The organism is Brevibacillus centrosporus (genome assembly GCF_046622605.1).
Classification (GTDB): domain Bacteria; phylum Bacillota; class Bacilli; order Brevibacillales; family Brevibacillaceae; genus Brevibacillus; species Brevibacillus centrosporus.
In genome coordinates this window covers 2,131,791-2,144,936 of the sequence record NZ_CP176856.1, presented here as the reverse complement: position 1 = coordinate 2,144,936, position 13,146 = coordinate 2,131,791, and the positions used below count along the sequence as shown (strand labels likewise).

General features: G+C 50.7%; 16 protein-coding genes. 2 read left to right on the top strand and 14 right to left on the bottom strand.

Annotated elements, in window-relative coordinates; all coding sequences use genetic code 11:
- Nucleotides 1-77 precede the first annotated feature (77 nt).
- The 9 genes from leuS to ACLIN2_RS10975 all read right to left on the bottom strand — a co-directional run bounded on the left by leuS (nucleotide 78) and on the right by ACLIN2_RS10975 (nucleotide 8,031).
- On the bottom strand, nucleotides 78-2,495 hold the full coding sequence (gene leuS, locus ACLIN2_RS11015) for a leucine--tRNA ligase (protein WP_122962013.1): 2,418 nt from the start codon (nucleotides 2,493-2,495) through the stop codon (nucleotides 78-80).
- A 352-nt stretch (nucleotides 2,496-2,847) separates the two neighbouring features.
- Entirely contained in the window at nucleotides 2,848-3,591 is a 744-nt protein-coding gene (locus tag ACLIN2_RS11010) for a class I SAM-dependent DNA methyltransferase (RefSeq protein ID WP_411504049.1), read from the bottom strand.
- 5 nt (nucleotides 3,592-3,596) lie between these two features.
- Nucleotides 3,597-3,953, bottom strand: coding sequence for a ribosome silencing factor (gene rsfS, locus ACLIN2_RS11005; RefSeq protein WP_092269125.1), 357 nt, complete (start codon nucleotides 3,951-3,953; stop codon nucleotides 3,597-3,599).
- Nucleotides 3,953-4,543, bottom strand: a complete 591-nt coding sequence (gene yqeK, locus ACLIN2_RS11000) for a bis(5'-nucleosyl)-tetraphosphatase (symmetrical) YqeK (RefSeq protein ID WP_411504048.1) — start codon at nucleotides 4,541-4,543, stop codon at nucleotides 3,953-3,955. Before yqeK ends, rsfS begins: the two co-directional genes overlap by 1 nt.
- Nucleotides 4,536-5,120 (bottom strand): nicotinate-nucleotide adenylyltransferase, encoded by a 585-nt coding sequence (locus ACLIN2_RS10995; RefSeq protein ID WP_092269131.1) that lies wholly within the window; start codon nucleotides 5,118-5,120, stop codon nucleotides 4,536-4,538. The genes yqeK and ACLIN2_RS10995 overlap by 8 nt, the downstream gene beginning before the upstream one ends.
- A gap of 8 nt (nucleotides 5,121-5,128) precedes the next feature.
- Nucleotides 5,129-5,419, bottom strand: coding sequence for a ribosome assembly RNA-binding protein YhbY (gene yhbY, locus ACLIN2_RS10990; protein WP_092269134.1), 291 nt, complete (start codon nucleotides 5,417-5,419; stop codon nucleotides 5,129-5,131).
- Nucleotides 5,420-5,457: 38 nt separating this feature from the next.
- Nucleotides 5,458-6,312 carry a shikimate dehydrogenase gene (locus ACLIN2_RS10985; protein WP_411504047.1) on the bottom strand — a complete coding sequence of 285 codons (855 nt, stop codon included), beginning with the start codon at nucleotides 6,310-6,312 and terminating at the stop codon, nucleotides 5,458-5,460.
- A gap of 76 nt (nucleotides 6,313-6,388) precedes the next feature.
- Nucleotides 6,389-7,507: a ribosome biogenesis GTPase YqeH gene (yqeH, locus tag ACLIN2_RS10980; protein ID WP_327932038.1), complete on the bottom strand. Its 1,119-nt coding sequence runs from the start codon at nucleotides 7,505-7,507 to the stop codon at nucleotides 6,389-6,391.
- Nucleotides 7,507-8,031, bottom strand: a complete 525-nt coding sequence (locus ACLIN2_RS10975) for a YqeG family HAD IIIA-type phosphatase (protein WP_411504046.1) — start codon at nucleotides 8,029-8,031, stop codon at nucleotides 7,507-7,509. Before ACLIN2_RS10975 ends, yqeH begins: the two co-directional genes overlap by 1 nt.
- 215 nt (nucleotides 8,032-8,246) lie before the next feature.
- Between ACLIN2_RS10975 and ACLIN2_RS10970 the strand changes: the two genes are divergently transcribed.
- A complete protein-coding gene (locus ACLIN2_RS10970) occupies nucleotides 8,247-8,795 on the top strand; it encodes a TetR/AcrR family transcriptional regulator (protein ID WP_246070909.1) in 549 nt (182 codons plus the stop codon).
- Nucleotides 8,796-8,881: 86 nt separating this feature from the next.
- Nucleotides 8,882-10,099, top strand: coding sequence for an MFS transporter (locus ACLIN2_RS10965; protein WP_411504045.1), 1,218 nt, complete (start codon nucleotides 8,882-8,884; stop codon nucleotides 10,097-10,099).
- 78 nt (nucleotides 10,100-10,177) lie between these two features.
- On the opposite strand, the gene ACLIN2_RS10960 is transcribed toward ACLIN2_RS10965, so the two are convergent.
- From ACLIN2_RS10960 to ACLIN2_RS10940, 5 genes are all read right to left on the bottom strand, one after another.
- On the bottom strand, nucleotides 10,178-10,561 hold the full coding sequence (locus tag ACLIN2_RS10960) for a VOC family protein (RefSeq protein WP_411504044.1): 384 nt from the start codon (nucleotides 10,559-10,561) through the stop codon (nucleotides 10,178-10,180).
- A 106-nt stretch (nucleotides 10,562-10,667) separates the two neighbouring features.
- On the bottom strand, nucleotides 10,668-10,862 hold the full coding sequence (locus ACLIN2_RS10955) for a hypothetical protein (RefSeq protein ID WP_122962006.1): 195 nt from the start codon (nucleotides 10,860-10,862) through the stop codon (nucleotides 10,668-10,670).
- Nucleotides 10,863-10,874: 12 nt separating this feature from the next.
- Nucleotides 10,875-11,927, bottom strand: coding sequence for a DNA polymerase IV (locus ACLIN2_RS10950; RefSeq protein WP_411504043.1), 1,053 nt, complete (start codon nucleotides 11,925-11,927; stop codon nucleotides 10,875-10,877).
- 96 nt (nucleotides 11,928-12,023) lie between these two features.
- Nucleotides 12,024-12,326, bottom strand: a complete 303-nt coding sequence (locus ACLIN2_RS10945) for a hypothetical protein (RefSeq protein WP_411504042.1) — start codon at nucleotides 12,324-12,326, stop codon at nucleotides 12,024-12,026.
- Between the two features lie 33 nt (nucleotides 12,327-12,359).
- Entirely contained in the window at nucleotides 12,360-12,800 is a 441-nt protein-coding gene (locus tag ACLIN2_RS10940; protein ID WP_092269166.1) for a peroxiredoxin, read from the bottom strand.
- Nucleotides 12,801-13,146: the final 346 nt, after the last annotated feature.

Below are 13,146 nucleotides of genomic sequence, written 5' to 3'. Positions count from 1 at the left end.
CCTTCTACATTCTTACTGTATGACAAAAAAAGGAGCGGAAACCTGTCTTGCACAGTCTCCACTCCTTTTTCGTTTTTTTAGCGAACGACGATGTTTACCAGTTTGCCAGGAACCGCAATCATCTTGACGATTGTTTTTCCTTCGATCAATTCCTTGATGACTTCATTTTCCATCGCAAGCTCTTCCATTTGTTCTTTTGTCGCATCGGAGGCAATGAGCAGTTTTTCTTTGTTCTTGCCATTTACCTGCAGAACGATTTCTACCTCATCTTCTACCAGCTTGGATTCGTCGTACGTTGGCCAAGCCTCGTATGCGATTGTTTCGGTATGCCCCAGCTTTTCCCACAGCTCTTCCGCAATGTGCGGAGCGATTGGGGACAGCATTTTCACGAAGTCTTCCATGTACTTCTTCGGCAATACCTCTTGTTTGTACGCTTCGTTTACAAATACCATCAGTTGGGAAATACCCGTGTTGAAGCGCAGACCTTCGTAGTCTTCGGTTACTTTCTTCACTGTTTGATGGTAAGTGCGCTCCATACCTGCCACTTCGGAGGTATCTACGATCTTCTCATTCAGCTGTCCGCTGTCATTCACAAACAGGCGATAGACACGGTCCAGGAAGCGGCGTGCGCCGTCCAGGCCTTTTGTCGACCACGCGATGGAAGCGTCCAGAGGGCCCATGAACATTTCGTACATGCGCAGTGTATCGGCACCATGGCTGTTGATGATATCGTCCGGATTCACTACGTTGCCTTTGGATTTGCTCATTTTTTCATTGTTCTCGCCCAGAATCATTCCTTGGTTGAACAGCTTTTGGAACGGTTCTTTCGTCGGTACGACTCCGATGTCGTACAGGAATTTGTGCCAGAAACGGGAGTACAGCAAGTGCAATACCGCGTGTTCGGCACCACCGATGTAAATGTCAATCGGCAGCCATTCTTTCAGTTTTTCTGGATCTGCCAGCGCTTTGTCATTGTGCGGATCGATAAAGCGCAGGAAGTACCAGCAGCTACCCGCCCATTGTGGCATCGTGTTGGTCTCGCGGCGAGCTTTTTGACCCGTCACAGGATCTACGATGTTGATCCAGTCGGTAATATTGGCGAGTGGCGATTCGCCTGTACCCGACGGCTTGATTTCTTTTGTTTTCGGCAGAATGACAGGCAGCTCTTCTTCTGGAACGACCTTCATCGTGCCATCTTCCAGATGAATGATTGGAATCGGTTCACCCCAGTAGCGTTGACGGCTGAACAACCAGTCACGCAGACGGTAGGTCACTTTGCGATTTCCTTTGCCGTTTTCAACCAGCCATTCGATCATTTTGGCAATGGCCTGCTCTTTGTTCAAGCCATCCAGGAATTCGGAGTTGATATGCGCTCCGTCCCCTGCGTACGCTTCCTTGGAGATATCTCCGCCTGCGATGACTTGCTTGATAGGCAGGTCAAACGTTTTCGCGAATTCGTAGTCGCGCTCATCATGTGCAGGAACCGCCATGATGGAGCCGGTACCATAGCTGATCAATACGTAATCGGCAATCCAGATCGGCAGGCGCTCGCCGTTCACCGGGTTAATGGCATATGCACCGGTAAAGACTCCGGTTTTTTCTTTCGCCAAATCTGTACGCTCCAGATCGCTCTTGTGTTTTGCCTGCTCCAGGTAAGCCGCTACCGCTTCTTTCTGTGCATCGGTGGTAATCAGGTCCACCAGCTTGTGCTCAGGCGCCAGAACCGCATAGGTCGCCCCATACAAGGTGTCAGGGCGCGTCGTGAAGACGGTAAAGGTCTCATCATGCCCTTCGATGCCAAAAGTGACTTCCGCACCCTCAGAACGGCCGATCCAGTTGCGCTGCATTTCCTTGATGCTCTCTGGCCAATCCAGCTCTTCCAGATCAGACAGCAGACGCTCCGCATACGCTGTAATTCGCAGGACCCACTGCTTCATCGGACGGCGTTCTACCGGGTGACCACCGCGTTCGCTTTTTCCGTCGATGACTTCTTCATTCGCCAGTACCGTTCCCAGTGCAGGGCACCAGTTTACAGCTACTTCATCGATGTAAGCCAAACCGTGCTCATACAGCTTTGTGAAGATCCATTGGGTCCATTTGTAGTAATGTGGATCCGTGGTGTTGACTTCGCGATCCCAGTCGTAGGAGAAGCCCAGTGATTTGATTTGACGGCGGAAGGTCTGGATGTTTTTCTCCGTAAATTCTGCAGGATCATTCCCCGTATCCAGTGCGTACTGCTCCGCTGGCAAACCAAACGCATCCCAGCCCATTGGATGAAGTACGTTGTAGCCTTGCATGCGCTTCATGCGGGACAAGATATCCGTCGCCGTGTAGCCCTCTGGATGCCCTACGTGCAGGCCAGCACCAGAAGGGTACGGGAACATATCGAGTGCATAAAATTTCTTTTTGCCCGCGTCCTCAGAAGTCTTGAAGGTCTTGTTTTGCTCCCAGTATTGCTGCCACTTTTTTTCTACGTTGTGATGACTAAAAACCATGGTAAAGCACTCCCATCCTTAATGGTAAAAAAATAAAAAAACCCCACGTCCCTATCGATTGACGAAAAGGGACGAGAGGTTGTGTTTACTCCCGCGGTACCACCCAGATTGGCAAATGTCCTGCATTCACCCACTTGATTCCATCCGTAACGTGGAGGATTCGCCCACCCTTACTCAACCGAGCTGTACCCGGCCTTGGGGGCAAGTGCTGGGAGGTGAGTTCAGCTTACTCCGGGTTGACTTGCACCAGCCGTCAACTCTCTTAGACTCGGAGTGATTACCTACTATTCCTCTTTCAACGCGTCGAATTTTGCAGTTATAACACGATTATAGTAAATGTGAACCTGCCGTGTCAACGTTTCGGCTTTCGTGCTGCAAAAAATAGGCGATCGCTCTTTTCATGCGGCGGTTGGTTGGAGTAATCTGCCGACAGCACGATATCTTCAAAACCTGCATCCTTCAGCCAGCGAATCAGTTGAATCGGCTGATATGCCCTTTGAAAATGCTCCTCTTCCATTCGCTCATACAAGCCATTTTCCTGGCGGATGAAAAAGGTCAGCTGATGCTCGACTTCAAGGCGAAGCGGATCGCAAAAACATTGCCAAATGTACGAAACTTCATCATCCATGTACGTGAACGTCTCGTCTCCGAAAATGTGCAGCATCTTGTACGGACTGTGTACGTCAAACAAGAAGCTGCCTCCGTAGGCGAGATGGGCGTACACCCTGCGAAAAGTCTCCTGTACATCTTCTTCCTCTGTCAGATAGCTAAGCGAATCACACAAGGAAATGACAGCATCTGCCACAGGCAGTTCCAGCTCACGCATATCTTGCTCGACCCAGTTAACGTCAGCTTGCGCCTGGCGCATTTTATCATAGGCGACCGCCAGCATATCGGCAGACAGGTCGACACCGGTCACACGATAGCCGCGCTTTGCGAGCGGGATGGCGATCGTGCCGGTCCCGCAGCCCAAATCAATCACCTGCTTAGGCTTATCCCCTTTTTCCCAGTTGCTTTCCACCCAGTCCAGCCACTGATCATAAGGCGAATCCGCCATCAGCTTGTCATACACAGCTGCCATATGCGCGTACGCCATAGCTATTACCCTTGTTCTGAGAAGGATACGACCTCTGCATCCTTCCACAGACGCTCCAGGTTATAAAACTCGCGATCCTCACGGTGGAACACGTGGATCACCACATCACCCAGATCGACGAGAACCCAGCGACCTTCCTCAGCACCTTCAATGCCGCGGATGTTCGTTCCGTTTTTGTGTGCCTGATCACGGATCTCTTTTACAATCGCTTGCACCTGACGCTCGTTGTTCCCGTGGCAAATCATAAAGTAATCGGAGATCACAGACAGATTGCGGATATCCAGCACCATTAGATTTTCTGCTTTCTTGTCCTCTGCTGCCTTCACGACCAAACGGGCCAAATCTTCTACTGTTTTAACCATTAAACCCTCCTATTCTCCCTTTTTAAGGATATCAAATCGTTATAAGCCAATAATGTCAACGGAAATACCGTCTTTTTCTTTTCTATCAAAAACTGCATCGTGCCTCCTAGAGCAAGGGCAAGCGCTGCATCCAGATCCTCTTGCGCCAAGGCGCGGATTTCTTCGACACCAGGGAAGTTGCGGTTCGGTTCTATATAGTCTGCCACACATACCACTTTTTCTAACAGAGTCATGCCTACACGCCCCGTTGTGTGATAGCGGACAGCCTGCAATATTTCCGGATCCGTAATACCGAGGTCTGACTGGATGACAATCGCTCCGGCAAAAGCATGCCACAGCTCTTTCTCGCCTTCCAACAGCTCTGTTGGCATATCATGGCGAACCAGAATCTCAAACATCTTGTCTACTGGCCAGCATTTGCAGTAATCATGCAAGTATCCGGCAAGCTGCGCTTTGTCAGGATCGGCCCCATAGCGTATCGCCAGCTGCCTTGCGGACTCCGCTACGCCCAGCGTGTGCGCATACCTTTTCTCATGCATTTGAGCCCGCACCTGTGCGAGCAGCTCCTCCCGATTGCTCCACTCACGCATAAAATCCGTTCTCCTTTATATAACGCTCGACTGAACGCGGAACCAAATAACGAATGCTTTGGCCTTCCGCTGCTTTCATCCGGATCAGCGTGGATGAGATATCCCAAACCGGCATTTCAACAAAGGTTACTGTGTCATTCGGCACACGGTCGATATCCGCACCAGGTCTCGCCAAACCGATAAATCGAATCATGCGGCTCAGCTCCTCAAAACGGTACCATTTCGGCAGGATCTCGACCATATCACCCCCAATGATAAAGGAAAAACGGCAATCTGGGTACTGCTCGACCAGCTGAACGATCGTGTCGTAGGTATAAGAGGGTCCCTCACGTCTGAGCTCCACATCCGTCACCCGAAACGATTCGTGATCCGCTACCGCAAGCTCCACCATCTCAAGCCTAGTAGCAGCGTCCGTCAGCCCGTCACGTGTTTTATGCGGCGGGATATGTGTGGGCATGAACCACACCTCATCCAGACCCGCTTGCTCCCTCGCCTGCTCTGCAGCAAGCAAATGGCCACAATGAATCGGATCGAACGTCCCACCTAAAATTCCGACATGCTTTATGCGTTCATCCATGATGTTCGCTACGGCAGCTTGATCGTTTTGTTTTCCCGAGACTCTTTGTACAGTACAACGGTATGCCCGATCAGCTGAACCAATTCCGCTCCTGCACCTGCCGCCAAATCTTCTGCGACTTCATGCTTGTCGTCATTGTTGTTTTGCAGGATCGCTATCTTGATCAATTCACGCACTTCCAGCGCCTCTTTGATCTGCGTGATCATATTTTCATTTACGCCACCTTTTCCCACTTGGAAAATCGGGGTCAGATGGTGCGCTTCTGCGCGTAAAAAACGTTTTTGCTTGCCGGTCAACATCGGCATGCCTCCTTCTACGTATGAACGTATCATTATCGTTATTCTGCTGTTTTTGTCAATTGCGAAAGGACGATCTGGCGCATGGCTTCTGTCGGAGCCTTTTTCCCGGTCCACAGCTCAAAGGCCAATGCCCCTTGGTTAACGAACATGCCAACACCTGAGTGAACACGTGCTCCAATCGCTTTTGCTTCTGCAAGCAAACGGGTTTCCAGTGGATTGTAGATCAGATCACTGACTGTCAGCTGATCGTGCAGCCACTCTTTTGGAACAGGCATTTCATTCACATTCGGCAGCATGCCGATCGAAGTCGTATTAATCAACAAGGACGCATCCGCGATCGCCTCTTTCCCCTCTCCCTGCTCCACGATGCGGGTCGACACAATCGACTTTAAGGATTCGGCCAGAAGGGTGGCTCTTTCACGTGAACGGTTGATGATGCGAATTTCCTTCACACCTTTTTCTGCAAGGGTAAATGCTACTGCACGCGCCGCACCGCCTGCACCTACCATCGTCACGATCTGCTGCTCAAGCTCAATCCCCGTCTCCTCTACGAGGGAACGGACATAGCCCATACCATCCGTGTTGTAGCCGATCAGACGACCGTCTTCAATCACGACCGTATTTACCGCACCGATCCGCTTGGCCAAGGGGTCAATCTCATCGAGCATCGGCATGATGGCGACCTTGTGCGGAATCGTCACGTTGATTCCTTTCAGACCCAGAGCGCGAATCCCTGCCACGGCATCCTCCAGGTTGTCAGGCTCTACATCAAAGGCTGCATAGGCATAGCTCAAGCCTGTTTCTGAAAAGGCGGCATTCTGCATCATAGGCGACTGTGAATGGGAAACCGGGTGGCCGAACAAACCAACCAGCTGTGTTTTACTCGTAATCATTTTGCTCTCCTACCCCCTATAGGCTCTCTTTACAAACAACCAAGAAACAAGGGCGGCCCTATTCTCTTCGGAGGAGCTAGATTAGCCCTTTTCTGATCCCCACACTAACCCCTTTAGGCGCATGAACGACAATACTCGCATCATGCTTGCCCTGGAGGCTAACCCAGCCTAATCCGGAAATGACAACGTCTGTCGTGATTCCAGTCGGCTTAATTTTAAATGTATGCTTCACAAACGGAGGTAACGCTTTTGCGGCCTCTTCTCCAGTCGGTGGAACAAGCAAGCTGCCATGATGCTTTTCCAGGACTTCATCCGCCTTTTCCAGCTTGGTGCGATGGATGTACAGATCGTTATCCACATAAATGACAAAAGGCTGACGAGGGCCGTGGACAAAGTCGATGCGGGCAAGTCCGCCCAAGAACAGCGACTGTCCGTCATCGAGCTGATATACCTTGGAGTTGATCCGGCTTCTCGGCGTGATTTTCCGCAAGTCTGCTGGCGGAATCATATGTCCGATCTGATCGCGATTGATGATCCCTGGCGTATCAAAGATGGAGCGACCATCCTCCAGCGGAATCTCAATCTTGTCCAGCGTCGTTCCCGGGAACGGCGAAGTGGTGATTTCCAGCTCGGCTGCCCCGTAGTCATGCAAGATACGGTTGATCATCGTGGATTTGCCCACGTTCGTAACACCGACAATATAAACATCGCGGCCTTTTCGCAGCTCTCCAATCCGGGCGAGCAGTTCGTCGATATGCAGACCTTTTTCGGCACTGATCAGGACTACGTCTTCCGGACGCAGACCGCGCTCTTTCGCCTCGTGCTGCATCCAGTTTCGCACGCGATTCAGATTGATGTTGCGTGGGAGCAAATCGACCTTGTTCCCTACGAGCAGAATCGGATTTTTACCGACAAAACGCGGCAACCCCTTCAGCCAAGAGCCTTGGAAATCAAAGATGTCCACGACCATGACAACAAGGGATTGAGTAGCGCCTATGCCATCCAAAATCCGCAGGAAATCATCATCCCCCATGCTTACAGGGGCTACTTCATTATAATGCTTGATCCGATAGCAGCGCTGGCAAATCACGACTTTTCTGCCTAGGGCAGACGGTGGCGCATAACCGGGCTGTTTCGCATCTTCCGACTGAATCAGGATACCACAGCCAGCACAGGCAGTAGTTTCATGATCCATCATGTTTTTCTCCTCCACGAAACCATTCCTTTCCGTTCCATCCAAATCAAGGCAACGCGTTCCATTTGACGATTGAAGCGCGTCCAAAAACCATCCGTCTGAGCTACCGGTACGACCAAGATCGTATGAAACCCGAGACGATTTCCTCCCAACACATCCGTAAACAATTGATCGCCGATAACGACTGTCTCGGCAATGGTCACGTTCATCTGCCGCACTGCCTGTAAAAAAGCACGATTCGTGGGCTTGCGAGCCGCGCAAATAAATCCGATATTCAGTGGCTTACAGAAACGCTCAACACGCGAGAGACCGTTATTGGAGACGACCGTCACCTGAATGCCTGCGTCATGCAAGCGCTTCAGCCAATTGACAACCTCAGGAGTCGCCTCCGGCCTGTCCCATTCCACCAGCGTATTGTCCAAATCCGTAATCACTGCGCGGACGTTATTTCGTTTCAATTGATCTATATCAATGTGGTGGATCGAATCCACGTACTGATTGGGCACCAGCTTTTGTAAAAACACGGGGCACCTCCAAATGATGTGAAGCAATCAACCGCGATTTCGGCACCTACTATACCATAATCGGCCACCCTGTTGCAAAAGAAAAAGCTAGCGCCGGCTTGCATCCTAAAGGAAAACCATGTAGAATTGCCTTGATCTAATAAAACTAAAACCGTTTACTTGGTTTTCTTTGCAGATTACATACAAGGAGGCGATGCTTTATCCGAGACAGAATCATGCGCGGCTTCATCGAAGAAATTTGGGAAAAAGGCATGAAGTTTTCGATGGATGACTTAGCTCGCAGACTTGGGATCAGCAAGCGTACACTCTATGAGCACTTTTCCTCCAAGGTCGAGATCCTCGAGACGATCATCGAACAAACAGCGCAGGAGTTCGATGAAAAGACGAGACAAATTGTAGAGGACAGCAACCTTACGCTCCTCGAAAAAATCCGTTCGGTCATCATGGTCGTGCCTACCCATAACGACTTTTACGACCTGCGCATACTCGAGCAGATGAAACGCTACTATCCTGAGCAGTGGGCGATCGTAGATGCTTCTCTTTCCAGTGACTGGGCGATGCTCCGCCAGCTCATTGAACAGGGGATTCGGGAAGGTCTGATCATCGACCGCAATGTCACACTCATGATGAAGATCATCATCGATGCATGCAACTCCGCCCTCGATCAGCGCTTTTACACGAAAAACAATATTACTACGCAGGAGTCACTCGCTGCGATTGCCGATGTGTTGTTATTCGGCCTCGTTCCGGTGGATAAAAGATAAGTCTTTTATTCCCCTTTTTTACGCGAAAACGATTTAAACGTTTTTAGTTTTCTTGGTTAACTTGAATAGTACAGAGGTGAATGACTATGACACTCCTTCCGAAAATGACAAAATCCCAAGGAATCGGCCTGCTTTTTGTCGTGCTGATCCTTTTCATCGACATGCTGCTCTACAGCCTGCTCATACCGATCGTGCCGTATTTCACGGAAACGCTGAAGCCCTCTTCGACAATGATGGGAATCCTCTTTAGCAGTTATGCGATCGCCATGCTCGTCGCCACCCCGATTTTTGGGCCGATATCCGATCGCATTGGCCGGCGGATCATACTGCTGACCGGGCTTGCCGGGCTTGCCTTCTCTACTCTTCTGTTCGCATTTGCCGATTCGCTCCCGCTGCTCATCTCAGCTCGTTTTATCCAAGGGCTGGCAGCAGCAGCTACATGGCCGACTGCTCTAGCCCTGTTGGCTGATCTGTTTCCTCCTAAGTCGCGTGGTGCCGTCATGGGGATCGCCCTGACTGCCATTTCATCAGGTACGCTGCTCGGTGCTCCGCTCGGTGGATGGCTTTTTGAAGTAAGCGGTCACCGCACACCCTTTTTGGCTGCGGCAGGCTTTACGGTGCTCAATATCCTGCTCGTTGCCTTATTCCTGCAGGAAGCCCCCGCGCGCAGCCAGTCCGAGCAGCTGCGTGTCAGCAAATTTTTACGTCATCCGCAGGTTGCCTTTATTGCCGGCATCGTTCTGCTAGCCGAGATCGCCCTTTGCTTGCTGGAGCCTACGCTTCCAAACTTTTTGACAGAAAAGCTGAGCGTAACACCCGCTATGATCGGTTTGCTATTTGCCATCATGACATTGGCCTACGGGCTTATGGCTCCTGTGGCAGGCGCATTGTCCAGCCGTTTCAATCCATTTTTACTCATGTTCATAGGGATTTGCATCCTGGCTGTTTTCATACCCGCTCTTGCTTTGGCGAGTACACTTTGGCAGGCATCTCTGGCGATGGCGCTTGTAGGCGCAGGAGTGGGATTTACCCTGTCTCCTACCCTCGCTACGCTTGGAGAGATTATCGACCGCTCGGGAAGCGGCGCCTATGGGATTGCCTACTCCCTGTTCAATATGTTCCATGCGGTCGGAATGGTCGCAGGGCCGCTGGCTGGCGGGATTTTAACCGACGTTCTTCCCGTTTCCACTGTCCTGTTTGTCGTTGCCGGTTCCATACTGGGCTTGGGGATTCTGTTGTACGTCTTCCTCAGGCTCAAGCAAGGCACAACTGTCTACGCCGACAGCCACGACATGAAAATGTGATTGTGGAACAGCAAAACCCCCGTCATCCTAGCGAAGCGGGGGTTTTGGCTCCTTCCATCGGTCGGGGTAGCCATGATGCTACTTCTCCAAGATCTGAATCAGGTTGCCGCAAGTATCGTCGAAGACAGCTATTGTGACATCGCCCATTTTTGTCGGCTCCATCGTAAACGTCACGCCTTTTTCCTTTAAACGCCTATACTCGTCTTGTATATCTGCAACGCCAAACATGGTGGCTGGAATGCCATCAGCAAATATCCTTTGTTGATACTCCTTTGCGGCCGGATGGTTGTTTGGTTCGAGCAAAAGCTCCGTATCGCCTTGATCATCCGGTGAAACAAGCGTAATCCACCTAAATTCTCCGACGGGGACATCCTCCTTTTTTATGAACCCCAGCTTTTCTGAATAAAACTCCAGAGCCCTGCCCTGATCTTGTACGAATAAACTGGTAACGATGATTCTCAAGCTGGCCCGCCTCCTTTGGTAGTCGTGCGCTTCTTGCTGAGCTGACAATCTAGCAGCCAGCATAGCTTTTCGTCAGAATTCTTGTAACTTTATACCCTCACCACAGCTACTCTTCAGTTTTCTCATGTCTTGCGTCCATTAGACGCTTGACGCTTTCTTTTGGGGACCAGCATTGAAACTGATACTCCGGTCTTGTCTCGTACGTCAACCGAGAGCAGCGATAGGAAACGTTTCCCGTCGTCTTTTCCACGCGAAAATGCTGGCAGGTCGCACAGCAATGATACGGATTGCTTCCTTCCACCAGCTCACCCTCCTATCTCCCCTGTTTCCAGGAAAACATCATTAGCTGCTCGTAGCGCTCCTGCTGCGGCTCTGTAAAATTCGAGAAGCCCACTCCGACCAGCCGAACTCCCGGCGTGTAATCAAAGGCATCCAGCAAGTCATCCAAAAGCTCCTGCCAATTGGCATCCGGTACCGCTTTATGCTGCTTGGTTCGCTGTGTGAAGTCCGCGTATTTGATTTTCAGCGTGATGGTCTGAGGATGGACGCCTTCCTCGCGAATGTCCTCTTCGACTTCTCGCAGCAAAGACATGGCGATCGGTGCGATGGATTCTCTGTCGAACAAATCGAAGGGCAGTGTGGTTTCGCGGCTCGAGGATTTCGGCGTACGCTCTGTGACAATTTCCCGGTTGTCCTCGCCTCTCGCCCGATGATAGAGCGAACGTCCCATCTTGCCAAAGAGCTGGACCACCTCCTCCAAGGAAAGTGCCCAAAAGTCCTCTACCGTCTTGATGCCTTTTTTGGCGAGAACCTCCTGCGACTTTCTCCCGACTCCGTTCAGGGTGCCAATCGGCAGAGGCCGCAGGACTTCCAATGCCTGCTCAGGACGGATAATGACAAACGCATCCGGCTTTTTCAAATCACTTGCTATTTTGGCCAGTGACATATTGTACGACAGTCCGATACTGCAGGTAAGCCCCGTCTCTTTTCTCACACGCCGCTTGATTTCCCGCGCGATGGGAACAGCATCCTCGTAATCGCTCACGTCTAAATAAGCCTCATCCAATCCTACCGTCTGATAGCGATCGGTATAGGCTGAAAAAATCTCCCGTACCTCTGCTGATTTTTCTACATAGCGCCAGTATCGGACGGGCAGGTAAATGCCCTGGGGACATTTTTTACGCGCCATTGCGATCGGCATGGCAGACCGGACACCGTATTTACGCGCCTCATAGCTGCATGTAGACACGACACCTCGATTCCCAGTCCCGCCGACGATAACGGGCTTTCCACGCAGCTCAGGACGATCCAGCTGCTCGACACTGGCAAAGAAAGCATCTATATCCATGTGCAAGATTTTTTTCATAAGGGGATAACCACCAAACATACATTCTCATTTTGTTTTATTATCCCCTTTTTTCTAGCATTGCGCAAGGTACGGACACCTACTCGGCAGGGAAGCCTACCTGAATACGATGTCGAAGCTGAAGGTATGATCGGCCACCTGCGTGAATTTGTTGGTCGTCGGATCAAAGGCAAGAACGAGGATTTTCCCAAAAGTCGGTGAATCATTTCGCGTGTCGACTACCGCGATTTTGTTCTTGTCCAGCGAAACGACAGAAGCATTCGAGGAATCAGGCACTTCTGGAAATGGAATCGAAGCTGGCGGACTGTAAAAAGAAGGCGCCGGCTTTTGCGCAATCACAAATAAGCATGCAAGTATTCCCAGAAGTAGGACTCCTGTTATTTTTTCAGAAACAGACATAGGATGAACTCCTTTCTCTCTTCTTAGGCAGGGCTAGCTTTGTGCTTCCAGAGCATGCAGCAGCTCTGAGACAGGGGGGTTGCCCTTTTTTGCGTAAATAATGTTGCCTGACTTCCCAATGATATAGACGATCCGCTGCTGGAAAAACAGCCCCAATATCTTGCCTACGCCATAGGACTGGCGGATCGATTGGTCAGCATCCACAATCAGCGGGAAGCGGTAACCAAACTTACCTGCAAACGCCTCTTTTTTTGCCCGTTCGGCAGGATTGATCCCGAAGACGACAGTATCCGCGTGCTCAAAGGCCGCATAATGGTCTTGAACAGCACACAGCTGCTTCGTGCACACTGGCGTATCATCCCCTGGATAGAAGATCAGGACGATATTCTTTTTCCCCATGTATTCTTGCAAGTCGATCAGGCCTCTGGTGCTGTCCGCTCGAAATAGCGGTGCTTTTGTTCCTATTGGCAGCATTTCCCTCACCTCGTATATAGTTTGCTTCCCCTCACATGTCAGCCTGTCTCTAGTATACATTTCCAGCAAAATAAGAAAACCTCTATCGAGGTCATCTCATGGAGGAGCGACCGCGATTTTTCGGAAGGTTATTCATGCTGAATCAGGTAGATGGCTCACGTCGTTTATACTTTCTGATTCAGTTAGAAAACTTGGCTCCGCCAAGCTTTGCGGTGGAGCCTTAGTTGCACTTATACTGGCTAAGAATCTTATAAATTCTTACTGTACAAAGAAAAACCGCTCCACATGTTGTAGGGGACTGACCCCCGTCCGTAGAGCGGCTTGCTATTCCTTTTTCTCTGGCGAA

Bases quoted from the DNA above. Each gene is read 5' to 3' on its own strand.
- leuS (WP_122962013.1), bottom strand. From the start codon at position 2,495: ATGGTTTTTAGTCATCACAACGTAGAAAAAAAGTGGCAGCAATACTGG.
- ACLIN2_RS11010 (WP_411504049.1), bottom strand. From the start codon at position 3,591: ATGGCGTACGCGCATATGGCAGCTGTGTATGACAAGCTGATGGCGGAT.
- rsfS (WP_092269125.1), bottom strand. From the start codon at position 3,953: ATGGTTAAAACAGTAGAAGATTTGGCCCGTTTGGTCGTGAAGGCAGCA.
- yqeK (WP_411504048.1), bottom strand. From the start codon at position 4,543: ATGCGTGAGTGGAGCAATCGGGAGGAGCTGCTCGCACAGGTGCGGGCT.
- ACLIN2_RS10995 (WP_092269131.1), bottom strand. From the start codon at position 5,120: ATGGATGAACGCATAAAGCATGTCGGAATTTTAGGTGGGACGTTCGAT.
- yhbY (WP_092269134.1), bottom strand. From the start codon at position 5,419: ATGTTGACCGGCAAGCAAAAACGTTTTTTACGCGCAGAAGCGCACCAT.
- ACLIN2_RS10985 (WP_411504047.1), bottom strand. From the start codon at position 6,312: ATGATTACGAGTAAAACACAGCTGGTTGGTTTGTTCGGCCACCCGGTT.
- yqeH (WP_327932038.1), bottom strand. From the start codon at position 7,507: ATGGATCATGAAACTACTGCCTGTGCTGGCTGTGGTATCCTGATTCAG.
- ACLIN2_RS10970 (WP_246070909.1), top strand. From the start codon at position 8,247: ATGCGCGGCTTCATCGAAGAAATTTGGGAAAAAGGCATGAAGTTTTCG.
- ACLIN2_RS10965 (WP_411504045.1), top strand. From the start codon at position 8,882: ATGACACTCCTTCCGAAAATGACAAAATCCCAAGGAATCGGCCTGCTT.
- ACLIN2_RS10950 (WP_411504043.1), bottom strand. From the start codon at position 11,927: ATGAAAAAAATCTTGCACATGGATATAGATGCTTTCTTTGCCAGTGTC.
- ACLIN2_RS10945 (WP_411504042.1), bottom strand. From the start codon at position 12,326: ATGTCTGTTTCTGAAAAAATAACAGGAGTCCTACTTCTGGGAATACTT.
- ACLIN2_RS10940 (WP_092269166.1), bottom strand. From the start codon at position 12,800: ATGCTGCCAATAGGAACAAAAGCACCGCTATTTCGAGCGGACAGCACC.